We start from the raw sequence: 24,145 nt of genomic DNA, 5'->3' as shown, positions 1-24,145 counted from the left end.
CTTGGTGCAGTGGTACACTTTGCACTGAAATAACCTAAATCGAACCATTAAAAATGGTAAACTTTGAACTGAAACGCTGGTAAACTATGGACTGAAATCAGTGGTAAGGTATGGGCCGTAATATCCATTTGTGATCCTGGCCGCAGCACAGAGTACTTTAGGTGTAGTAGCCGCTGGTATAGTATAGAGGAAAGCCTGTTCTCCCGGATTTATTATTTTTTCGTTTATAACAGGTAATTCGGGATCAAAGAGATCTATCATTTTTCCTTTTATACTTACCGGTGTTTTATCCGTATTTTCATCTAATACGGACACTATTTTATAAGGCCCTCTGTCTAGAATAAAGTTGTTTTTTGTCTGCCAGCCTTTGCCGTACGATATTTTTACCAGCGCTACATAATCACTATCCTGATCAGGGGCTAACACCAGTTCTTTAGGATCTTTTCTTACTATTACCACTTTGTCTTTTAATCTTCTGAAAAGATCTTCTGAAGGAGCTTTATAAGTTAACCCATTACTATTCCACCATTCTTTTACTTCCTGGAAAGGATCATTGTCTCGGCCTATATAAATCAATTTACCGCCTTTGTTTACCCAGGCTGCCAGTTGTTGATGTACTTTCTGTGAATAAGGCTTCATATCCGAATAACTCATGATCAGCACTTTAATATTCGCTAATGCATCAGGGAAACCGAGGTTTTCCATGTGTACAGTCTGCACCGGGATCCCTCTTTTCAGCAAGGGCATTACCATACCGTAGAAGTTGGATAACTGCGGATCTTCGTAATCTTTATGGGTAGGGAATCGCTGAAACATAATTGAATTGCCTAACAATACGCCTATTCCTGGTGTACCGGACACTTTGTTGGTTGATTTAGGCATATCATTCAGTGTGTTTACCATCACCTGCATCTGAGTCGCGTAGGCAGAGGAGATGTGCTGCAATGAATCCGTATTCTCTACTTTAAATTTGCCCAGGTAAATTCTGTTGGGCCAGGGCATTACTTCATAATGATCTACGTTTGGGTACATCAGTTGAGCCGTAAACGTAGCCTGGTAATTACGTTTGTAATCGTCCCATGATCTTGGCCTGTCTTCTATAGGATCTGTGAGGAAGTAAACGTCTTTATGCGTAGGTGCGATCATGGAATATAAAGTACCGTATTCCATAAAAGCGTTCTCAAATACGCGTTCTTTTTTTACGCCATTGAAATATACGGGTTCTCTGGAGGTGCCTGTCCATACCTGGGCAATATATCCATCCATACCTGGTAATGCTGCCAAACTGGCTTCAGGGCTTACGATCTGCCATGCTGCATAGTTTAACAGCGAATGCGTAGGTACGTAACATTTCACCTTTTTATGGCTGTATTCGGATACGTAGAGGAATACTTCTTTCAAAGCATTGAAATACAACTGGTACTTTAGTTTAGAAGATAAGTAAGTGGCTTCCGGAGATTTATCCTGTGCCATCCAGGGGAACCCGTAGAATTTCTGCCATTCTTTCTTAAATGGTTCACTGTATCCTCCTCTTGCCCAGAATTCTGGTTCTTCGAGGTAAATGGCCGTTACTCCTTCGTCGATTGCCTTTTTTACCCTGGACTTCATGTAGGTGATATAAGATTCCGTGGGTACTATGTAAGGAACATCCCTGCCATGTCCTATTACGTGACCGTTGATATCTGTCTGGCTTTCTTCCCAGTGGGTCTTCCCGTCGAATTTTCCGGAGAAGTAATCCTGGTAATTGCCCCAGGCGATGCCTGTCATGAACTGGATACCGTATCCTTGTTGTTTCCAGGATGTAAGTCTGTCGTGGAAGGTGCTGTCCATGCCATATAACATTACAACGTCTGCGCGGACGTCGTATTCGGGTCGCCATTTTTCGGCGATCTGAAAGGTTGTTTTTACTTTTTGAGCATGGGAAGTGACTGCTGATAATAGCAAAGTTGCTAATACGCCAAGTTTTTTCATGATATTATGTTGAGACCAGGGGTAAAATATAAAATAATGGGGAGAATTTGCATTCAGGAAAATCATTAAATTGCTGTATGGCGAAATTGATTGGATCTCCGCCCTTTGTAGGGACACAAGACGGCCTCACTATTTATCAGTTAGAGGGTGAGCAGTATTATGTGCGTATACAGAGTTCCATTACCGGTAAACGGATTAAGAAAGATAAAGCTTTTGCGGGGTTCCGGGATAGTTCCTCCCGGTTGCGTATAGCCTCCAGGATCGCTTCTGCTGTTTACAGGCAGTTTATAGTGAAGGAGTATCCTTTGTACCGGGAAATGACCGGGAAGGCTATTTTATGGCTGAAAGAAGGGAGTTCTATTCCTGTTGTTGAAGCGAGGTTACGGCAGGCGTACAAGTCAAAGTGCGCGGTTAATGAGGCGGAGAGTAGGAGGAGCTATGCTTCAGAGGTGAAGCAGCCATGTAGGAAGGTAGTCGTTAAAGGGCTATTTCATATTCCGGGTGTTTGCAAGACCGGGGTTAATGGAACCAGGAGAAGGAGGGGAGTTCATGATAAAGCTAACTATGCTAATATGTATTTGTTTATAATTAATTTTGTTAATGCATCTCATCAACATACCTATCCATAATGAGAAAATTACTAAGATATGGTGGAGTACTACGATACCATATATGCTTACTTTAAGAAATATATGCCACGGGCTTAAAATGCGGCGCAAGATTATGTTTGATTGATCGACATCCAAAGTAATTCCATGCTTACTAAAGGTACACTCAATACTATTCAGTCGGGATCTGATAAGGAAGTATATACACAAGTTACAGATGTCGCTTTATATATGGCTACCGGTGGTTTTCTTGAAGCTGCCAACCAGCTGTTGTCAGAGCTATGGAAATACAAATTGCCACATGATAGAGATACCTGGCTGGCGGATACCGCTTTTATGGTTTTATGGGACGCTGCAGGAAGTTATCCCGGTTTTACACCTTTTCCCCTTGATGATATTGAGTCTATCGAGAAGAATATACGGAGATATATAGCCGTAGACAGATGGGCTTACAAAATGCCGGATAAACCCTGGAATGAGCTGACAGATCAGGACCTGTTGAGAAAATCCTATATAACTGCTGCACTGGTAAATGTAGATGGCAGTTTCCCATCTTCCCAAAACGAACTGGAAGCACTGTCCATGCTGGAAAAACTCGCCGCAGAAAATGTAACTTCCTGTGAAGGATTCGCCCTGGGAGCAGAATTAGCCGCCAGGAATGGGAAAGCAGATACGGGCATTCGACTGGCTAAAATATGGGCCAACGGATACCATAAAAAAACACTGGGTTATCTTTTCCCCCTTCTGGCATGCAGCAGGCATGTTGCTCCAGTATTATTGCAAAAGGGTATAGCTGATGAACTGAACCTTTCTGAAACAATTGTTCAGGAATTCCTTTCGCAGGCGATAACTGTTTTGGATAAACGGTTTCAGGATGGAAGGACTATGCTATACGGTGATCTCACATGGAAAGACTTGCTTCACAAAATTAGCCGGCACTCGATAGAGCTCGAAGATGGAGAATATGACGAATCAGTCAGGATTTCCGGTTGGATAGGTTTCGACGGAGCTACGGTCAGCGAAATTACTCTTGCAGAAAACAGGTTAGGCATAACTCTTCCTACAGATTATAAGCTCTTTCTCGAAATCACGAATGGTATCAGGCCATTTCCACTGAATAATCCTGCATTGCTACCTGTAAATGAAATTGACTTTATTGGCAATATATTGGATGCTGATACTTTTGACAGCCTTTCAGATTGGCCAGTTGACGACGATGATCCTGAAACATTCAAAGATTATCTGTCGAGGGGTATCATGATCAGTCGCTATCCGGACGAGCAAATGATTTGGTTGATTCCGACAACGGTTGGAAATATAACTTCATGGCAGACTTTTTTTTTCGCATACTGGCTGCCCGGGGATCAAAGATACCCGGGGTTTAGGTATTATATTGAGGAACAATTACAAAGTATAGAGGGTTATAACGAGTGAGGTTGAAATAATGATTGTTTTACGTATCGTTTAAGTGCTAAAGAGTTTTGAGTCTGCATATCTCATTCCATGATGGGTGTTGCCATTACTGGCACTGGGGCAAAAGGATTTTATAGTTTTTTATTTTTCTTCATTGTCGTACAAGTTTAACACTGTATCATATTTAGACTATAGTGTATCAAAATAGCCACTTTCCCCGGTTAACAATTTTCTCTGAATTGCCAACGTCAAATAGACCACTACACTTAGTTCGGGTATCTCCTTACACGACACGATTTCAACATTGCATTTTATGCTGCCTTTTTTGTTAAATTCTTTTGCTGCCAAAGCTTTATCTACCGTTGTCTGAAAACGATGTTTTAATCCTTTTTCTTCTGTATTATACTTAGGAAGTACGGGGCAGTAGATATACGGCTGGTTTCATTGAGTTTCGATCCTTCTTCACTTGGATTATACCCAGGAAGTCTTTGAATGGCTAGACAATCTGATCAATTTCGAACGTTTCAATCCTTCTTCTCTTGGATTATACTGAGGAAGACACTTTAACATCAGTGCCTACACCGACGAAACTATGTTTCAATCCTTCTTCTCTTGGTGGGGTTAATCACTTATCAGTCCCGTAAGATTGGTAGTTTCAATCCTTCTTATTCTGGATTACCTGTAGGAAGGCCACCGAAATGCCATGGTTCTATTAATTGATCGTAGTTTCAATCCTTCTTATTCTGGATTACCTGTAGGAAGAATACCATCAATGGCGTTCAGTTGTTGCAGGGATTCGTTTCAATCCTTCTTATTCTGGATTACCTGTAGGAAGTACTGCTTATCAACGTGTGTACTCGAAGGGATTCATGTTTCAATCCTTCTTATTCTGGATTACCTGTAGGAAGTCAAACAATCTTGTGCGCTTGCTGTACTTGCCTGCAGGTTTCAATCCTTCTTATTCTGGATTACCTGTAGGAAGTTTGATATTTCCGTCCAGTGCAATTTCTTCAAACTTGTTTCAATCCTTCTTATTCTGGATTACCTGTAGGAAGCATAAAGGATTTGGAAGAAAATGAGGCTGCAAGGGCGTTTCAATCCTTCTTATTCTGGATTACCTGTAGGAAGGGACGTTTCAATATGGTAAGCAACATCCAGTTGATCGTTTCAATCCTTCTTATTCTGGATTACCTGTAGGAAGATACCCTAAGCCTTCACCTAATGTAATAAAAGTATCGTTTCAATCCTTCTTATTCTGGATTACCTGTAGGAAGGTAAGGATATGGATAAGGATAAAGAACAAAGTATTTGTTTCAATCCTTCTTATTCTGGATTACCTGTAGGAAGATATGCCTGAATTCACAGAAGAACATGAAGAAATTTGTTTCAATCCTTCTTATTCTGGATTACCTGTAGGAAGGGTCTGTCATCAGATGCCCCCAACCGAAGCATCTGAAGTTTCAATCCTTCTTATTCTGGATTACCTGTAGGAAGTCTCACAATCACCACATGAGGTAAGACCAAATTACAGTTTCAATCCTTCTTATTCTGGATTACCTGTAGGAAGTGAATATCGTGATTCATTAATAAATTATACTGAAGATAGTTTCAATCCTTCTTATTCTGGATTACCTGTAGGAAGGTGCATTAGGCGTTGGGTATTTGGATGATGATAGATGTTTCAATCCTTCTTATTCTGGATTACCTGTAGGAAGATACAGTTGTGCGTCATTTTATAGACGGTCAAATTAGTTTCAATCCTTCTTATTCTGGATTACCTGTAGGAAGATGAATAGTGCTATCTAAGGTTTGATTTCTTACTGAGTTTCAATCCTTCTTATTCTGGATTACCTGTAGGAAGGATTGAAGCTCTCAGATACAAAGACATTGAGCTGTTGTTTCAATCCTTCTTATTCTGGATTACCTGTAGGAAGGGAAATATTCATGCTGGATTATGCCGATTATGTTGAGTTTCAATCCTTCTTATTCTGGATTACCTGTAGGAAGACGCATATTGCACAGCTCCGGCTCCATCACCCATAGGTTTCAATCCTTCTTATTCTGGATTACCTGTAGGAAGTCAAAATCAAATAGTGATTGATGGTCCATACCTCTAATGTTTCAATCCTTCTTATTCTGGATTACCTGTAGGAAGAGTGTATTGGGATAAAAGAGCATCTAAGAACATGCAGTTTCAATCCTTCTTATTCTGGATTACCTGTAGGAAGTATGTCTATTCAATATTATTCCTTCACGTAATTTTGGTTTCAATCCTTCTTATTCTGGATTACCTGTAGGAAGTAGTTACTATCGTAGATCCTACATATTGATACCATTGTTTCAATCCTTCTTATTCTGGATTACCTGTAGGAAGTTAGCCCCCGTGGTATGCTGAAACAGCCCTTCCCGGGTTTCAATCCTTCTTATTCTGGATTACCTGTAGGAAGAGCGGAACTGTGTAAGCGATATCTATACGAGTTCTTGTTTCAATCCTTCTTATTCTGGATTACCTGTAGGAAGTGGCAGACAAAAACCCAGTCACAGCACTTGAAATAGGTTTCAATCCTTCTTATTCTGGATTACCTGTAGGAAGAGGATGGACCCCTGGTATGGGAGGCATGGCTAAGGGGTTTCAATCCTTCTTATTCTGGATTACCTGTAGGAAGTCATAGTGCCTATGTGCGCCTCATCGGCGATAATCAAGTTTCAATCCTTCTTATTCTGGATTACCTGTAGGAAGATACTTTAATATACCTCTATTGACAGATGTCAGGTTGTTTCAATCCTTCTTATTCTGGATTACCTGTAGGAAGCCGTCCCCTCTCCTAAATTAATGATTCCCAACATACCAACCTACTTTACAAAGTACTCATTTTTTAATTAAACCAATATTTCAAAGAGCTTAAACAATACATTTAACCCATTTTCCGAAAGCTCAAATAATTGTATATCAATAATTTAGAAGAGTGAAATGTAGCCAAGAAAATAAATTCCTACCCGGAAAAATATTACTTCGTACAAATATTCCTATAAGTACAATCAATACATCGCTGCTTATATTTCGTCGCTTTAGGATAAAAGTTGGTATCAATAATTCTGATGATCTCGTGTGCACATTCTTTAACAGCATGCTTATCCGCATCTGTTACGGGAATTTCAACCAGTTTATTCTTACTTCTCGTATAGACTAAAAACCCTTTCTTAACAATAGTATTGAAATTATCTTCAATCAACCAGGCATAACAAAAAAGCTGTGTTTTATATGTTTCAAATACCTGATCTTCATAAACAGCAAATTTATAATCTAAAGGAGCCATTGTCCCATCTTCTAATTTAAGGACTTCATCTATTTTTCCACGGAGTAATGAGTTAGTAAGGTATTGATCATTGCATCGTTCTATAACTCCAATTCTACTTCTCAGATATTCTTTATTCTCTTCCAGTTTTCTGTCATGAAGTTCGCGTCCACGCATCACTTTGTAATTGCGTTGTTCATATTGCGGAATAGTTAACACATACTCAAAGTATGTGAACCTGGGACAATATAAATATTCTATGATATGTGATGGTGTTAATGTCATGTGTTTTAAAGAAACAAGGCCTTTACTTCGTCTGTAATGAGCTTTTTATCGAAAGCCTTACCTAGTAAAACCGTTTGTTGTAATTCATTTTTAGACATTGGAAAGATATATACAGAGTCTTTATCTTCAGCTATCAGGTTCTCTATCTGTAGTTGTAACGTATCTTTCTGATTTTTCTCCAGAGTACCAAGAAATACCGAAAACTGAACCCTATACAAACCTGCCTGTTTGCAATATTTGGCAACCTTATTACGGACGCTGTCGTTCTCAATATCATAAAGTACCCAGGCTATCATATTTAATCAGTTCGTTAGCAAAAGTATGGGCGTCCTGCTGCATAGCATTGGCTCTTGTCTGGTTTCTCCCTTTATAACGGATCGTTTCAACTTCCATGTAATTGTTTAATGCAGTAACAAGCAATTCTTTCCCTTCTTTATTGAGTGTAATGCCATTTGTAATTCCGTCTGTATGAGCTTTATTCACTTTTTTAGCAGAGCATAAACGGAATACAGTTGTTTCCACGAAAATCCTGTAAGGTTCAATAAAATCGAATACCATACTTTTTTGATTATAATCATCCCTGTGCAGGAAACCAACATAAGGGTCAAGACCTGCGATCATCAGACATTTCTCTACCCTGGAATATAAAATGCCAAACCCATAGTTCAGTAATACATTAAAAGCATCCCTGGCAGGACGCATACTTCTACCTGAATATTGGTATTGGGGAGGCAGGACATAACTGATCGTTTCAAAATATAAACGGCCGGCAGTTCCTTCCAATCCACGAATTGTGTCTGCTAACAATTCAATCTTATCCGCTTGTAAGTTATTTAAGGATAGATGAAGATTCTCTATACGCGCAATTTTGTCATTGAGATAATCTGCCATCTGAGGACGATGTTTTTTTAAATCCTTAATAAACTCAAGCTGATTGTTTATTTTCTCTCCAATCCATAGTTTCGTGAATTTAACAGCTTCAATACTCAAACTCGCCTCCAGTTGTCGTTTCCTGATACGCGTGGTACTCCCCAACTTACTATGCCATATACGTCCCATAGGATGCCCGTCTGAATGCGTGAATATAATATCAATATTATTCATAAGGGCAAGCCGCACTGCATCTGTACTCAAAGATGCAGATGTAGACATGATAATTGAACTGATCTTATGTGCAGCAATGTGTTGTTTAGATGGTACTGCGTCTTTAGAAGGTACCTTTATCTCGAACATCTCATCCTTTACATGAAGGTAAGTTCCATATGTGTTAAGGTAGATCTGCATTGATCATATCTTTATTATAGTTCCAAATCCACGGGAAGTTTGTTTCCCTAGCCCAATTGCATCCGGGAGCAGCATATTAGTAACAAATTCAGCTTCAAATGCGAGCATCGCATTATTCTTAAACCTGGTTTCTTTCTGCCCGGTGATTTTTAAATTAGCCATAATAGGACCTTCTACAAGATAATTGGCTGCTTTGCAGAAACTCAGGATATTGCCAACCAGTAATGATTTTAAATGCCTGGAGCGCTGTGTTTCATCTTCGGTTAAATAGTCAGTATAATTCTTCTGATTTAATGCCATCCACAAAGTCTCAAATCTGTAAGCATGTAAATCTTCTGAAAGCCCCATCGATATCTGACTGTTTTCTATATTCTTAGACAGTACCGGATAATGTTCACCATCAATTTCCAGCATTTTGATCCTCATGAAAAGTTGCATCAGTAAATCAGCCCCGTCATTAATGCCTACCAAAGTTGGTATGCCTTTTAGTACTTTATACTGTACCATAGGATAATGATACAGCAATTGACCGGACTCCAGGTGATTATGGAGCAAAGGAGATTCTTCTTTAAATAAATTACCCAGAAATCCTCTGAGTTTATGTGCATCCCGTGTGACCAGTTTAATTTCCGGCATCCGGATGATTGTTTGATGAAGTTGAACTGACATTGATCAAAAACTTAGAGTATTTACTGCTTCATAACCTGTATTCTGAGAAATATCTTCCGCACTATAATTGTAGAACCGGCTGGGAGACTCAAGAAGAGATAAATAGAATCCTAAAATGGACACACTGTCAAAGTCAATTTCTTTTTTATCATATGGTACCGGAACATTAATCACATAATCATAAAAACGGGATTTAAGCATAGCAAACTCCTGTTTCTTTTGAAACTGATCAGTCTCATTATTCTGATAGATATTTACATAACGCTCCCATACATTCTTCGCTTCTTCATTTAGTTGTATAAATACAGATTCTGTCTTTCTTTCCTCTATTAATGAAAATGTTCCCACATCTTTAAAATTTAAAGAACAAATACCATCAAGATACTCAGAAGAATAGCTATCAGATTGCTTTCTTACCTCTTTGAAATAACTTTCGATAAGCGGGAGATAGAATGTCTCATCAACTTCATTTATCTCCTTTAGTACGTTTTTTGTTTTCTGAATTAAATCAGCGCCATAAATCAGCGATGTAGCTTTTTTAAGCTCCTCTATTTCGTATAAATATACTTCTCCCTGTTGTAGCTTCTCTCCATAACGATTTGCTCTGCCAGCAGCCTGTATAATTGAATCTATTGGCGCCAGCGATCTGAATACAGTATCAACTGAAATATCCACACCGGCTTCTATTAATTGAGTAGAAACAATAATCTTTCGCTTACAGCTCTTTTCCTTTATGAGACGCATAATATGTTTCCTTTCATAAGGAGTGATCATCGTTGACAGATAATAAATATCTTCTGATTCAACATCAATCATACTCCTTAATACTTCAAAACATTGTTTGGAATGTTTCTTTGTATTTAAAATGATAAGTACGTCTTTATGTATATCTTTCTGAAGATAGTGATATATCTCGTCTGTAAATTCAGCTAGTGATACCGGCTTTGCTGTTTTGTTAAAAAGTCTGGTCCTGTTGAAGTATCTAAAATATTTTTTATAATCGGGGATGATTTCAATGATTTCGATTTCCGGAAGAAACATTAATGGCTGTGTTGCAGACATTAAGATGAAGTAGCAGTTATAAGTCTTTCCCAACACTTCAAATACATTTTTAACCAGTTGCCAGTACTTATATGGCATCATCTGAATTTCATCCAGTATGATGATTGAGTTTGCCAGATTAGGCAATTTCATCAAGAAGGATTTATCATTTGAGAATAGGGAATTGAATAGCTGAACGAATGTCGTGACTACTATTTGTGAATCCCATGTTTCAATGAGGAACTGACTTTTTCCTGGAGAAAGCGAAGTTTCATCCATCTTATAAACCGGCTCTGCCAGATGATGATGTTTTAATAAAATAGCAGAATCTTTGGTATTAACAAGTTCTCCATATATCTCATAATTCTGATCAATAATGGACGTGAATGGTATTGTAATAATTGTACGTTTACAATCAGGCCCTAATAGCTGTTTCATTTTTCGGGCAACAGCAAAAGACGTAATTGTTTTGCCCAGGCCGGTAGGTAATGTGAGAGAATAAATATGCTTTTCTGATGAGAATACAATCTCAAGATTATTTAAAGCACTATAATATGCCTCATTCTTTTGAATGTCAATCGTTTTTTTAGGAATGTTAAAGCCCTTACTTTCTCTGAATTTGTCTACTATGTTATCAGGGATTGAGATTTCTGAAGATAAAATTTCCTTATCAAGAATAACATCGGTTTTATCTGATAATAAAAGGCTGCTGAATAATAAATGGTGCAGGTAATAATATTCTATCTTCTCCTGAGAAGTGAAACTGTTAAAGTCACCATCCTCAATATCATCTATATAGAATTCTGGCATATCGGATAAATAAGAACCAGAAAGAATATATCCCTTGAATTTCTTTAAATCATATTGTATGTCTAAATCCTTAAGGAAAAAAGAAATAATTTCTTTAGTTTCTTTTTCTTCAAATGCCTCTACCTGTACCTTCAGCATATTGCTGTTGGAGTTATCATACAAATCAATATATAACTCTTGTTCAAAATTATCCAGTTTTCCGTGATGACGTTTTACAGCCGTAAAGACCATGTGGGCAAATAGCCTTTTGTCAATATCCGGGATTGTCGTTTTTTTCAGATATTCAATAGCTACTTCTTTAACAAAAAGAGCGGAAATTAAAGCATGACTTTTAGGCCCATTCGTTTCATGCTCAGGATGTAATAAATAGTATTGAAAGAATCTCGTTGCTTTACCAAGATCATGAAATGCGCCTGCGAGAAAGGCTAATTGTTTTATTACCTCCTTCCTTTCGGAGTTTTGGCAGAACAACTTTAATTCCCCGATTGTATTCCGGCATTTGTATGCTACCTCCCGCAAATGATCAATCAACAGCTTTGAGTCATGTGAGTAAAGGTTCATAGAAAAAGGATATTTCCCCAGTCCTGTAATTGTAATATATGTTTTGATTTGATAGCAATCGGATGACCGTTGGTTTCCATTATTATTTCTGCATACTCTGTGACAGTCCTGTCTTTTTGCATTGCTACAGGCATAGTATCTGAAGTATACTTAAAGTTTTTTGCATAATTAAAATCAACAGCATTATCCGGAGATACATTGTTAAGGTTAACGGCTGTTAATACTTCTGTAAATGTGTCAGATTCCAATTTCGCAACTTTTGCTATATCCTTATATTCTACTATAGCTGTAAACTGACTAAGCCCCAGATAAGGTGTAAAATGTAATTTATTCTCTTTAATCCTGTTACAGAGATCAATAAATAGCTTTTCGTCTTTAACCCCGACAAAGATCCTGAAGTGAGGCATTTTTAATAACTCAAATTCTATCTGTGTACGTTGTTTGATGTTAAAGAAACTGGTAGCAGCTTTTTCTGTATCCAGCAGGTTAAATGCAATATTTACCTTCTTAACAGGATTAACGATTTGTATTGCAATGCCAGTGTTGTCTTTTGAGAACAATTCAGTAACAGAGAGGCTTCCCTCCGGGTATTTTCCACCAGCAGATTCCCTTTCAACACCCAGCATAGCACCTAACAGCCCTGCAATGGCAGGACGGGTAGGTATAGTGTATGTCAAAGGGGAAGTCGTTGTGTTGAATTTCCGGAAATGACCATACTCGCTTTTGATATCGAAGATTAAAACATGATCAAATTGCATTTAGATCCAATTTTCCGTCAATAATGGATATTGCAGGAGACAATTGCAGCCTTTCGTCAAACCTCACCTCTACGGAATCAATCTGGTCTTTATTTGCTTTGAGCTCTTTAATAATGGCTGATACATCCAGTCTGAAATCAGAAAGACCTCGTATTCCAAGATCATTCTTTTCTGAGATCAGTTTTAAACGCTGCCGCAGGTTCCCTATATAAAAGGAATCTTTATAGTTGACTACCAGTAATAAAACCGGGTTTTGACCAAATTTGGAACGGGAAATGAGATTCTTCGTACCGTCCCAGATGCCCTCTTCCAGTAATGTTTTATCATCATCGGACATTTTGGAATATTGAGCAGATTTTTCATTGATCACACCGTTAAAACCGATTAAGGCATATGGTACTTTATACTCAGTACGGAAGGTAGCCTGCCCCTTTTTATCACCGGATGCAAATGCCCCTGTGCCCTGTTCTGTTATGATTTCGGTTTTATTGATTGATCTGCCCATTTGAAACTGGGTAGGGCCTGTAAGTGTGATAGAATCATTTTTCAGCGGTAGAACACCTCCGAAAACACGGATATCTATACAGGTATCCAATACCTTCTCCCTACTTTCTGAAAATGCTACTGCACGTCTTTTTCCGTCGGAAACATATTCTTTATCTCCATCGGCATATTTTGTTTCCCGGACAAAGATATCTTTCCCATTCTCTCCGTTATAACCTTTGTACTCATACCAATAGTCTCTGATTGTACGTTTCAGACGTACATCTGAAACGATAACGGTCGCATCTTCATTATCAAAACGAGGCCGGTTTTCATCAAGCGGATCGCCATTCGGGTTGGCATTCTCGATTTCATACAGGAATAAGATCTCACTTCTTTTTTTTAGCGCTTCAGCCATAAGTATATTAATTTAGAGTTGGTGTTTCTTCTTTTACTTCCTTATTTCTGAACTGGCTACCGAATTCAATGCCCGCTACAAAAAAGAAGGATAATTCATTATTAGATAATTTATTGATTGCTTCAATATTTAGAATAAAATACTGATCAATAAATTCGCGCAGGTTTGAATAAGCATAAAAGCCCTGATACTGAGATATCTTACTCAATGCTTCTTTATAGATGCTTTTTAATAATGCGGAATTTAGATTATAGCCTTTTAATTTCTTTTCGAAAGGAGTATTACCCAGGCTTGCATTCTGAATATTTAATAGTAGTCGCACTAATATGCCTACCGAGAAAATACCGATTTTGTATTCTGTATCCAGAAAACTATTATTATCTGCTATAAACCTGTTTAGTTTTTCTATATCAAAACTTGCTTTCTTTTCCTGTGGTTCAATAGTATCCATGAACGTAAAATTTGAATGATTATCGATTAGCTTTAGTTGTTTAAGATAGGAGAGTGTGAGATGTGCTTTTAGTACAGTAAGCCTGGTTGATTCAGCATAATCACCGGTTTGTATCCTGTTGTAGTTGCTGCGAATAACGGCCATGAATCGACCATATAAGGATTCTGTAGAGAATGTTTGGAGCGTAAATACTTTATGGATGAGATCATAGAAGTCATGCTCAAAGAATGTTTTCAGAACCCCGAGGTTAAATGTAAGATCAGACTTTACTTTTTTATTTGATACTGCCTCTTTATATAAACTATTTGTATTTATTTCCTTTGGAGCATCTACAAATAGTTTTTTGAAGCGCGATGGTAGTATTTCTTCCAGCAATAACTTTATCTTAATAGCCTTTGTCGTAGGATTTTCTTCGTAAAAAAGAAGATTTACATTGAAATAGTCTTCCTCCTCAGCAATCTTTTTTTCAAGTAGTTCTTCTTTACCCGTGATTTCTCCTGTTTTTGAAATATCCTTATAAAGATCTTTAAGTCTGGATACAGCCTTCTTCAGATTAGTGGTGTCCTTACTTAATAGTGTTTTCGGGATTATATAGTATGCCTTTCCATAGAAATAGCTACTTAGATTGTTTGTTATATAAGTACGGCCTAATTCAAATTCAAGGCTACAGTCAGTACAGATTGGATAGTTTTTCCAGTTATCAGCTTGTTTGAAAAATCCGCTAACCATTCCAGGTTTGTCTACAGTCGCATACTTAAAAGGAGATGCAAATCCATGTACCTTTTTATCTGACTGAAAACAGATAGAGCATGTGGCACTTGCGCCTTCTGATTTAACACCATATTTTTCGGACTTTTCTTCGGTTCCATTGTTTAAGATGATCTGTTGTATGATTTTAAAGTCGGCCAGATATTTCTCTGCACCGTTTATTATAAACAGTAAGCTTAATCCGGAAGTGTTTTTGTCTTCTTTGCCTATAGTATCATAAACAGCAGAAAGATCAGATTTGATACGGTCATAATTCTCTTTTAGCAATAGGAACTGATAAACGGCGTTTAATATTTTGAATTCCTCAACGCTTTTGTCTTTAAAATGGGAAATAAGTGCTTTGAATTGATTACCTGCAAGCGTAGGGAATTTCTTTTCTATGTCTCCGAATTTGGTAGTAAATGTGATATCCCCACCACGGGCTGAACCCTTACGGTATGCATATTTTAGATAATTCTGAGTACTTACATTTTGTATATCTACGTTTTTATAAACACACTTACAGGAATCGTCCCCTGTAGCTATTTCAAAAACGGGTAGTATCATTTTGTAATTATCTTTATCAGGAAACATATTTTGAATGAAAAGCTCGTAGGGCTCTTTATCATCCATCTCTTTTAATGCTATTTTCCCTATTTGTACAATGGCTTTATCCTGCATCTGATTTCTTTGGTATATTAACTAGGTACAGACAGTCCTTATCATAACATATCTACAGGACTATGTGATGGTATCAGCGTTTGCAAGATATGCATTGGAAATCAGAAGAAAGTTAATATGATGTTAATGGCGTAGGATTTGTTATTTAGGTCATTCATTTCTTTAACTTTTTGTCAATGATCCTGTCAAGGCTGAACCTCCCTGCTCCATAAATGAGCAATACTAACAGCATGAGCAGGTAGTACAGTGGTATTTCAAATCCGTTATTGCCTGCTTCGAAACCGTTAGCCCAATGGATGGTCCTGATGGCTACCAGCATAGTAATCATAAGGGGGATAGCAATTATCCTCGTACCCAGTCCCAGGATCAGAAATATGACTCCGGTTGCTTCAGTAAAGGCAACGAAGTATGCACTAAAAGCTGGTGCCATTAGAAAGTTAATACTTACAAAAAGCTACAAAGGACAATAAATATACGGTAATAGTTTTAATTAAAATAAGTATATTTCAATTATTAACATCATCCGTTCCCTTACAATGCCAATTGAAAGTAAACATCCAGAACCTGTAAATCCTACTTCCTCTACCGCTTCATTTAGCCCCAGATCTTCGGGCATATCCAGGCCAGCGGTTCAGCCATATCAAGAGGTGTCAAAGGATGACCCTGTTCAGATTTATGATGGAAGAGTACCGGCAATTAAACCATTTCAATTAAAACCAATCAATGCCGGGGAAAGAATTAATAACAGTACACAAGGAATAATACAATGTCATAGGATAGTGCTTCCCGATGGAAAGGAAGAAGAGGAGGACCTTACAAAGTTACCTGAAAAAGAGAATAGAAATTTATATCTTAATTGTCAGGAAAAATACAAAATAAAAAAAGGTAAAGCTATTTATATTGATGAGGATCAAAAATATCTCTATACCGTTATAAGCGGTTCCGGTAGTCACTGTGTTTTTGGAGTACTATGTAAATACACAGAATCCTTAAGCAAGGAATATAAAGAGGACGAGGATAGCAATGATGAAGAAAACTCTGATAGTGAAGAAGACACTAAAACTGAACAGAAGATCCCTGACAAAAAAGAAAGCTCTGATAGTAAAAAAGACACTAAAACAGAAAAAGAACCAGAAAAGAAAACGAATGCCGTAAAACCTGTATCAGAATTTGCAGTTTCAATAAAGATTGCACAAGAGGGCTACGGTGCGGTTGATCCAGACCCTATAATAAGTCATGTGATCATTCCTCCGGCAAGACCAGAAGGTACGTCCGGAGAGAAACACGGAGGGCATCTTACAGCATGGGTTGCGTTTACATCAGAAATAGCCCAGGCCATCCATCCTGGAATGAAAACAACTACTGCTATTGAAAAAATGAAAGCACTTGCGATTAATTTTTTTTCATTGCCAGGCCATCTCAGGAGTGGATACCTATTCGGGGTGTATGAAGATTTATATACTAAGACTTCCGAAAAACTAAAACAACTTATTTCAATAGTAGATATTGCTGAAACAAATAGAACGCGGTATTTGCAGGATTTGGTGATGGCGTACCTCGAAGCAAGAAATGCAGTTCCTTTAACTGCCGTGGCAACTAAAGATAATAAAGGGAAAGGTGAGTCTAACATTAATGATAGATTATGGGAATTTGAAAAGGACAAAGCTATTCCGCAAGGAGTAAAGCTCTCCGCACCAGCATATGCATGCGGACTATTATGGTGCCTGTTTGACGCAGAATCCGCTACTGAATATGCTGAAGTGGATTCGAAGAAACCCTCAGGTAACTTTATAGCCCTGACGCCGCAAAGTAAAGCACCTAAGAAAAAGGTCGTTGATGACTTTGATATTGAGAATATGGAGACCTGGACTTCTTATCAACGAAGAATGGTAGGGGCAATTGCTCAGCATATCATAACAATGAAGAATGCTTATCCGGGTGCATCCGGAACTGCTGATTTGGGTTCAGTGGGAAGCTTGGCGCTATTATATAAATACTTCGAGGACAGCCAGGAATTTAAGAATACCCTGGGAATCAAGAGTAAGAGTGGCTGGGAACTTGACCTGGATATAGATTCGTCAAAACTAAATCCTATGATTAATATTATGGCAAGTGTTGCTGCTGCTAATAACCCGCTTGTGAAGGATAAATGAGGAATAGTTTTGTTTAATTAGCATTACTGCTTATTACAAATATGCCCCACTCAAAGAGAGAGGCATATCTTTATACCACTTCAGCAAAAACAACCTCTTACCCCCGTTTTTTATATACTCTCATCGCAAAGATGTAAGCTATACAGCTAATTCCGACACACCATGCAAGAGCGATCCATATTTCATTACCTACAGGTTGATTTGAAAGTAGTGCACGGATAGTCTCCACTATCGGGGTCACCGGCTGATATTCGGCAAAGGCGCGAACACCCGATGGCATCGTCCTGGTGGGCACAAATGCGGAGCTAATCAATGGCAGGAAGTGAATTGGATAGGCAATTACACCGGCGCCATCCACTGATTTTGCGGACAACCCGGCGATCGCGGCGATCCAGGTCAGGGTCAGCGAAAACAGCGCGAGTATACCGGCCACGGCAAGCCATGACAATATTCCTGCCGGTGAGCGGAAGCCCATGAGGAGCGCTACCAGAATGATCACGACAAGTGAAATCGCATTGGAAACCAGAGAGGTCAGCACATGTCCCCAGAGCGCGGCCGAACGTGCAATTGGCATGGAGTTGAAACGCTCAAATATTCCCCGTTGTACATCAGTAAACAGGCGGTAAGACGTATAGCCTACACTGTTTGCAATGGCAATGAGCAGTATGCCGGGCAACAGGTAATCCACATAATTACTCGTGCCGGTTTGAATGGCGCCGCCTAACACATAGACGAATAACAGCATCATCGCGATTGGCATGATAGTAACGGTGATGATGGTGTCCAGGCTGCGAAAGATATGGCGCATGGAACGTCCAAGCATAACTCCCATATCACTGAAGAAATAATTCTTTATTGTTTCCATTTTAATTTTTCTCTTTTTTGCCGATGATCGCAAGGAATATGTCCTCCAAAGTCGGCTGTTTTTCAATATATTCTACTTGTGCGGGCGGGAACAGCTTTTTCAGGTCTGCGAGCGTGCCACTCACAATGATCCTACCCTCATGAAGAATGGCGATCTGATCTGCGAGTTGCTCTGCTTCGTCCAGATACTGGGTGGTCAGGAATACGGTGGTGCCGTTAGTAGCAAGTTCCCTGACCATTTTCCAAACCTCGATACGAGCCTCAGGATCAAGTCCGGTGGTCGGCTCGTCGAGGAAAATAATCGGCGATCTTCCAGCAAGGCTCATGGCGATGTCAAGTCGGCGGCGCATACCACCCGAATAAGTTGATGCCCTGCGGTGGGCGGCATCGGTCAACCCGAAGCGGTTCAGCAGATCATCCGCAACCTGACGCGGATTACTAAGGTGCCGCAGCCTGGCGATCATGATCAAATTTTCACGCCCGGTCAATATCTCATCTACGGCGGCAAACTGCCCGGTCAGACTGATCGACTGCCGCACATTGGCGGGTTTTGCCAAAACATCGAGTCCGTTTACGACGGCGGTCCCGCTGTCTTGTTTTAGCAGTGTGGTGAGGATCTTAACGATCGTTGTCTTGCCTGAGCCGTTGGAACCGAGCAGGGCGAAAATACTGCCCTTTTCCACCTCGAAATCCACGCCTTTCAGCACATTAAGCTGCTTGTAGGACTTTTGAAGCCCTTTCACCTGAATGGAGTTGTTTTGCATATACTTCGCTCTTTAGATAAATGTAACCTTTGACAATTCGGCTCCCAGGCCTTTGAGTTCGGCATAGGTCAGTTTATCCATCATCGCGCCGTCAAAGCAGATAGTTTTGATGGCACGGTAATATTTGTTAGTTAAGGCATAGGTCGGACGGAAAGATACATTTTTGAGGGTCGCGCCATTAAACGTGGCATCGTTCAGCGCCGCCTTATCGAACTTGACGCCAATAAAGGTCTGTCCGTCAAGGCATAGTCCCCGCAGATCGGAATACTTAAAATCCACGCCGTTAAAGACACAATTTTTAAAGACCGTTTTTCTAAGGTCTGTCTTGGCCAGTTTTACATCGATCAATTTTGCATCGGTGAATGTTGCCCCGGCAAGTCCTGATGCACTGAATGTGGTGCGTATAAGGATGGTCTTGTTGAAGCTCGCATTTGTAAGGTCATTGGCAGACAGGGTACAGTCTGTCAGGTTCGTTCCGTCGAAATTGGCTTCATGTACGTCGCTGGCGGTAAATGAGCTGCCAGTCAGGTCCGCGCCCGAAAAGTCGGAGCCGCGCAATGCACTCCCATTAAATTTCCTTTTATGTGCGGTAACACCGGCGAAGTCACTTTCCGAGAGACTGCTCCCGCTGAAGTTCGTCAGCAACTGGCGTTCCTCCCGCGAGGGGTTGGCGACTTCCTGGTCCGTTTGCTCAATGTCCTCATTATCGTCAATGGCCTTAAAAGCCGCTTCATCATACGTGGATTGGAAGTTTTCTGAAAAATAGTTAAGGTCAACACCTAAAATTTCCGCGAGCTGGTTAATTGTGACGATGTCCGGAATGGATTCTCCGCGTTCCCATTTCCCGACAGCCTGTGGGCTAATAAACAGAAGTTGGGCAAGTTGCGATTGAGACATATTTTTCTCCTTTCGTACTTTGGCAATTTTGCTGCCGATCATTTTAATATCCATATATACTGTCTTTTTTTTATTCTTTAGACATTACAAAGTTATTCTGGTCGTTCCCAAAATCAGCAAAAACGCCGAACCTTTTAGTTGTGATTCCACTACTTACTGTTGTTATTAACAACCTGTAGTAGTATATGGATTCAAATTATAAAAATTGTATCATGTCGCAGGGCCTGGCAAAAAAAAAGCGCATGTTAGCCAGAGTAGGATTCGGGGAAAGCTGGCCGGCTCTTACGGTAGAAACAATCACTACCCGGACGAGTAAGGAACCATTGACAAGAGGGAGGGGTTCGACCTCCTTTCAATTGGACTACAGCGGAATCGTAAAGGCAGATACTATGATAATAAATAAGGCGGTCAATATTTTGACCGCCTTATTTATCGCCTACTGGCAAAAATAACTCCACTTACTCAAATCCCTTTTCTTCAGCACCGCACTATACTTCTTCGTCTTCGCCGCAGGGCACACCGTAGACTGGAACTTTGTCTGCGTCATTTTGTCCGTATATTCCGTTACGAACACAGGTTTGTTCTTCGCGATGTAAGGCAGCATATCATCCTGCCAGCCCTGGTCAAATGCATCTTCTGTTAGCGCCCAGTCGAAAGAAGAAGAGAAGTCGCCGGTAAGTTCGGAGACGTTCTTCTGGCCAATGCCAAGGCCCATAGAATGTGCTAGCGTAATAATGTAAGTACAGAAGGCTTTGGTGTCTGTAATAGAAATGTCGAAGCCGGTTTCGTTCCCGTAAGCGTCCAGGTTATCCGGTTCAATAGCATCAAAGCCTTTCTGCCGGATCATAGTGAAACGGGATATCAGCCATGGTTTCATGCTATCTAACTTGCGGATATCCAGCCACCTTTCATCCGGCCATTCGGGATAGATTTTACCAATGACAGACGGCGGAAGAAGCGCACTATCCGGACGGTAGTTTTCAAGTGTACCTACGGAGACGTAAGCAATGACTTTCCTGCCTTTAGCATGTAAGGCATCAACCGTAGCTTTGGAAGTTTCAAAAGCGTCGACATCTACAACGTCTGTAGAGAAAGTGTCTGTGGACGAAATGTTGCTCAGGTCCCAGTCGAAGGTGACACCGGCAACAGGTTGCCACCAGGTAGCAGCATTCCTTTCAGGATCAGGGACAGAAGATGTTTTGCTACAGCCGGATAAGATAATAAGACCAGCAATAAAATGCATAGGTTTCATAACAAAATAAGTAACTCAGGTTTTTATAAGATATGTCGGGGCAAAGATATAAAAAAAGTAACCCCGGCAATTACGCCGGGGCTACTAACTAAAAAAAACCACTACTTATTCGGACAAACATCCGTTACTGAAAATCCTACTGCCTTTACACCATACCATGGGAACAGGGTAGAACTGTCCCTGATAACACGTGAATGTGCATATAGACTTACGGTGTACCCGCAATTATCCAAACCGGAAACATTCAGGCTCCATACTGCATTAGCGTCACCATCATCGGCGTTATTGCCAAGGTTGCCTATATCGCCTGCATTGGGCAATGCATCGTAATAACGGCTCACCGGATTGGGCACAATCCCATGTGTATGAGAAGTAGGTTGCAGATCAAGTCCCCATGATGCAAAATACGGATGTACTGCCCGTAAATGACCATTGATGATATTATTGGAAGGCGTTTTATCATAACAATGACAATCTCCGCCATCAATTACCAGGTCGAGTGTTTTGGTAAAATCGACAGTCGCTGTGGCGAGTGGGTTGATGGTCATGTGTACGTTACAGATAATGAGGGAGAAAACATCCTTCACTATTTCATTGCCATTTGCATCTGTATGCGTAAAACGGATAGTGTAAGTACCATCGTCCAACCCGTCCGTACTCCAGCCGGCGAGGTAGTTGGTTTCATTATAAAGGCCGATAGCAGGATTCGCTTTATAAATGTACCAGCCGCCAACAGCAGATTGTGTATCGGTGAATTCGAGGTTCGGATTAGGTGTGAAATCGATCATCGGAAAGCTTTCCGTATTGGAAACGGAAGCATAAGTGCTGTCTGATGCACCGTATTTCTTGTATTCGATCTTGTATTTAATGATACCATTAAAACCGTTGCGGTCAATGAGACCATTGAAGCTCACCCAGCCACCGTAAGGACGGTTGTTGTAGGATGTTGGGTTGGTCAGGTCGGAGTTAACGAGGAAGGTACTGGCACTGATTAAATCGCGGTCCACACCCCCTACGAATGTCAGTTCAGCGTCTACGTGAGGCGACTGGCTCGGACGGATCTGTACTACCGCATCTTTACGGTTACCCCAGGTATTGAGCAGGTTGGGGTTGGTCGTAGATGGAAGCGACTGCCATGACAACACCGCACGTATACGGATAATGTTTGGCTGGGTACAGCTCTTAATATGTCCTTTCAGGTCAATGGGCAGGTCTATATTATAACAGAGACCATCAGCCGGAATATTGCTGATATCATGTACCGTAATGCTGGAAGTACCCAGGTATTGATCGAATGTACCGTTATTGTCCCAGTCGGCCCAGAAAGCTACATGTTCCTGTGAACCGGCATGACAAAGATCTCCGCTGAAACCGCTATTCTTCTTGATCTTCACAACAGCGCCGAGCGTATCTAATGCGGTATTTAAGCCTACACATTGCAGTTCTTCGAAAGTTACATCTGCCTGGTCAACAGGTTTCAGGATGAACTCTGCAGCCGCCTTAAAATCAATTTTTAGCTTTTGGATGTCATAGAGGTTATAACTGGCGGCCTGTACAAATTTAGTACCGTTGGCAATAGCGGGCGCAATGGAAGAAAAGAAGGTACGGTGATCCGGAACACCCGCACGTTTGTACGCTTTATAATAGGTCTCTATTGGCGGCAACGGTGGAACTGGAATATGTACCTGTTCTTTAAGATCGATATTCGCCAGGAAATCCGGTTTCTCTTTTACATTCAAAGCTGTAAAGATATCGCCCCAGAGGATGAAACTCCTGCGCTTCAGCTGGATGTTCACATCTTTTACATTACCATAATATGGAGCAGCATTCGGGTTGGAAGAAGGGATCGTATTCCATGATAATACTGCACGTACAGTTGGAATTACCGCTGTCTGGCAGTCCAGGAATTTACGGTACTTTTCATCATTGATGAATAAGTGGGTCATGTATTTGAGTGGATGCTGAGGACCGGGAGGCGCCTCTGAAATATCGGCTACTTTAAAGCTGGAATAACCCATATCCTGGAATCCGCTGCCATCTTTGAAATCAACAAAGAAACGCACGTATTCCCTGGAGCCGTTAGAGCAAAGTCCGCCACTGTAACCGGTAGACTGCTTGATACTGACAATCGCTTCCAGCTTGCCTTTTTCGGGATTGTAACCTACACAGGTAATTTCTTCCCAGTAGCTGATACTGTTAATCTGAATGTCCTGTGAAAATACTTTGTTCAACAGGAAGGTCTGCCGGTTGAAGAGGAGTTGTGATAATTGTTCCGGAGACTGATCGGGAATTTTTAAACTTTCCATAATTTTTTTTTTGGAGGTAACTGATAATAAAATGGAATTATGATTTGGGGTAATGGACACAAATTTAGGCGGGATATAAATGAAAGGGTAGGGTATAAATACTTCATCTATTACGTATTTATACGTTTTCTTACAAATGATTTTTGTTTTTCTACGTGAAATCCTGCACTTTAGACAAAACAATTAACATGATTTACAAAACATATGTGGCAGAAGCAGGGAACGCGGCAGAACTTACAGAGAAGCTGGATACTTTCTTTGCTGCCAACGAAGGAATAGAGATCGTATCAACGGATCAGTCTCATGGGGCTTCTATATTGTTTACTATTATATATAAACAACCGGCAGAGAAAAAACAGGTGGGTGGTTTTACAAGAAGAGAGTAATGCGCGCTCAATATCATAGCCCGGTTAGGATTAGCTTGTTTGTAGAA

At 40.2% G+C, this 24,145-nt stretch carries 19 protein-coding genes and 1 CRISPR repeat array; of the genes, 4 read left to right on the top strand and 15 right to left on the bottom strand.

What is annotated here, in order from left to right:
• Positions 1-84: 84 nt before the first annotated feature.
• On the bottom strand, positions 85-1,971 hold the full coding sequence (locus tag GO495_RS31720; protein WP_157303982.1) for a hypothetical protein: 1,887 nt from the start codon (positions 1,969-1,971) through the stop codon (positions 85-87).
• A gap of 77 nt (positions 1,972-2,048) precedes the next feature.
• Between GO495_RS31720 and GO495_RS31715 the strand changes: the two genes are divergently transcribed.
• Entirely contained in the window at positions 2,049-2,600 is a 552-nt protein-coding gene (locus GO495_RS31715; RefSeq protein WP_157303981.1) for a hypothetical protein, read from the top strand.
• A gap of 126 nt (positions 2,601-2,726) precedes the next feature.
• Positions 2,727-4,013 carry an SMI1/KNR4 family protein gene (locus GO495_RS31710; protein ID WP_157303980.1) on the top strand — a complete coding sequence of 429 codons (1,287 nt, stop codon included), beginning with the start codon at positions 2,727-2,729 and terminating at the stop codon, positions 4,011-4,013.
• A 631-nt stretch (positions 4,014-4,644) separates the two neighbouring features.
• Positions 4,645-6,805: a CRISPR direct-repeat array (repeat unit 37 nt; unit sequence GTTTCAATCCTTCTTATTCTGGATTACCTGTAGGAAG).
• A gap of 195 nt (positions 6,806-7,000) precedes the next feature.
• On the opposite strand, the gene cas4 is transcribed toward GO495_RS31710, so the two are convergent.
• From cas4 to GO495_RS31665, 9 genes are all read right to left on the bottom strand, one after another.
• A complete protein-coding gene (cas4, locus tag GO495_RS31705) occupies positions 7,001-7,573 on the bottom strand; it encodes a CRISPR-associated protein Cas4 (RefSeq protein WP_157303979.1) in 573 nt (190 codons plus the stop codon).
• 5 nt (positions 7,574-7,578) lie between these two features.
• A complete protein-coding gene (gene cas2, locus GO495_RS31700) occupies positions 7,579-7,869 on the bottom strand; it encodes a CRISPR-associated endonuclease Cas2 (protein WP_157303978.1) in 291 nt (96 codons plus the stop codon).
• Positions 7,847-8,857: a CRISPR-associated endonuclease Cas1 gene (cas1, locus tag GO495_RS31695; RefSeq protein WP_157303977.1), complete on the bottom strand. Its 1,011-nt coding sequence runs from the start codon at positions 8,855-8,857 to the stop codon at positions 7,847-7,849. The genes cas2 and cas1 overlap by 23 nt, the downstream gene beginning before the upstream one ends.
• 3 nt (positions 8,858-8,860) lie before the next feature.
• The gene (locus tag GO495_RS31690; protein WP_205691371.1) at positions 8,861-9,493 is read right to left on the bottom strand and encodes a CRISPR-associated endonuclease Cas6; all 633 of its coding nucleotides are present in this window, start codon (positions 9,491-9,493) and stop codon (positions 8,861-8,863) included.
• A gap of 36 nt (positions 9,494-9,529) precedes the next feature.
• Positions 9,530-11,938, bottom strand: a complete 2,409-nt coding sequence (cas3, locus tag GO495_RS31685; RefSeq protein ID WP_157303975.1) for a CRISPR-associated helicase Cas3' — start codon at positions 11,936-11,938, stop codon at positions 9,530-9,532.
• Positions 11,935-12,696 (bottom strand): type I-B CRISPR-associated protein Cas5b, encoded by a 762-nt coding sequence (cas5b, locus tag GO495_RS31680; RefSeq protein ID WP_157303974.1) that lies wholly within the window; start codon positions 12,694-12,696, stop codon positions 11,935-11,937. Before cas5b ends, cas3 begins: the two co-directional genes overlap by 4 nt.
• On the bottom strand, positions 12,686-13,597 hold the full coding sequence (gene cas7b / locus GO495_RS31675) for a type I-B CRISPR-associated protein Cas7/Csh2 (RefSeq protein ID WP_157303973.1): 912 nt from the start codon (positions 13,595-13,597) through the stop codon (positions 12,686-12,688). The genes cas5b and cas7b overlap by 11 nt, the downstream gene beginning before the upstream one ends.
• 7 nt (positions 13,598-13,604) lie before the next feature.
• Positions 13,605-15,476, bottom strand: a complete 1,872-nt coding sequence (locus tag GO495_RS31670; protein ID WP_157303972.1) for a TIGR02556 family CRISPR-associated protein — start codon at positions 15,474-15,476, stop codon at positions 13,605-13,607.
• A gap of 154 nt (positions 15,477-15,630) precedes the next feature.
• Positions 15,631-15,906: a DoxX family protein gene (locus GO495_RS31665; RefSeq protein ID WP_157303971.1), complete on the bottom strand. Its 276-nt coding sequence runs from the start codon at positions 15,904-15,906 to the stop codon at positions 15,631-15,633.
• Positions 15,907-16,012: 106 nt separating this feature from the next.
• Between GO495_RS31665 and GO495_RS31660 the strand changes: the two genes are divergently transcribed.
• A complete protein-coding gene (locus GO495_RS31660; RefSeq protein ID WP_157303970.1) occupies positions 16,013-17,629 on the top strand; it encodes a hypothetical protein in 1,617 nt (538 codons plus the stop codon).
• 97 nt (positions 17,630-17,726) lie between these two features.
• Here GO495_RS31660 and GO495_RS31655 read toward each other — a convergent pair whose 3' ends face one another.
• The 5 genes from GO495_RS31655 to GO495_RS31635 all read right to left on the bottom strand — a co-directional run bounded on the left by GO495_RS31655 (position 17,727) and on the right by GO495_RS31635 (position 23,712).
• A complete protein-coding gene (locus tag GO495_RS31655) occupies positions 17,727-18,494 on the bottom strand; it encodes an ABC transporter permease (protein WP_157303969.1) in 768 nt (255 codons plus the stop codon).
• 1 nt (position 18,495) lies between these two features.
• The gene (locus GO495_RS31650) at positions 18,496-19,257 is read right to left on the bottom strand and encodes an ABC transporter ATP-binding protein (protein WP_157303968.1); all 762 of its coding nucleotides are present in this window, start codon (positions 19,255-19,257) and stop codon (positions 18,496-18,498) included.
• 12 nt (positions 19,258-19,269) lie between these two features.
• Complete coding sequence (locus GO495_RS31645) at positions 19,270-20,208, bottom strand: pentapeptide repeat-containing protein (protein ID WP_157303967.1); 939 nt, start codon at positions 20,206-20,208, stop codon at positions 19,270-19,272.
• Between the two features lie 382 nt (positions 20,209-20,590).
• Positions 20,591-21,406 carry an endo alpha-1,4 polygalactosaminidase gene (locus GO495_RS31640; RefSeq protein ID WP_157303966.1) on the bottom strand — a complete coding sequence of 272 codons (816 nt, stop codon included), beginning with the start codon at positions 21,404-21,406 and terminating at the stop codon, positions 20,591-20,593.
• Positions 21,407-21,507: 101 nt separating this feature from the next.
• A complete protein-coding gene (locus GO495_RS31635) occupies positions 21,508-23,712 on the bottom strand; it encodes a hypothetical protein (protein WP_157303965.1) in 2,205 nt (734 codons plus the stop codon).
• A 188-nt stretch (positions 23,713-23,900) separates the two neighbouring features.
• Between GO495_RS31635 and GO495_RS31630 the strand changes: the two genes are divergently transcribed.
• Positions 23,901-24,098 (top strand): hypothetical protein, encoded by a 198-nt coding sequence (locus GO495_RS31630; protein WP_157303964.1) that lies wholly within the window; start codon positions 23,901-23,903, stop codon positions 24,096-24,098.
• Positions 24,099-24,145 lie beyond the last annotated feature (47 nt).

The organism is Chitinophaga oryziterrae, assembly GCF_009758125.1.
Taxonomy (GTDB): domain Bacteria; phylum Bacteroidota; class Bacteroidia; order Chitinophagales; family Chitinophagaceae; genus Chitinophaga; species Chitinophaga oryziterrae.
This window is presented reverse-complemented; position numbering and strand designations above follow the sequence as displayed.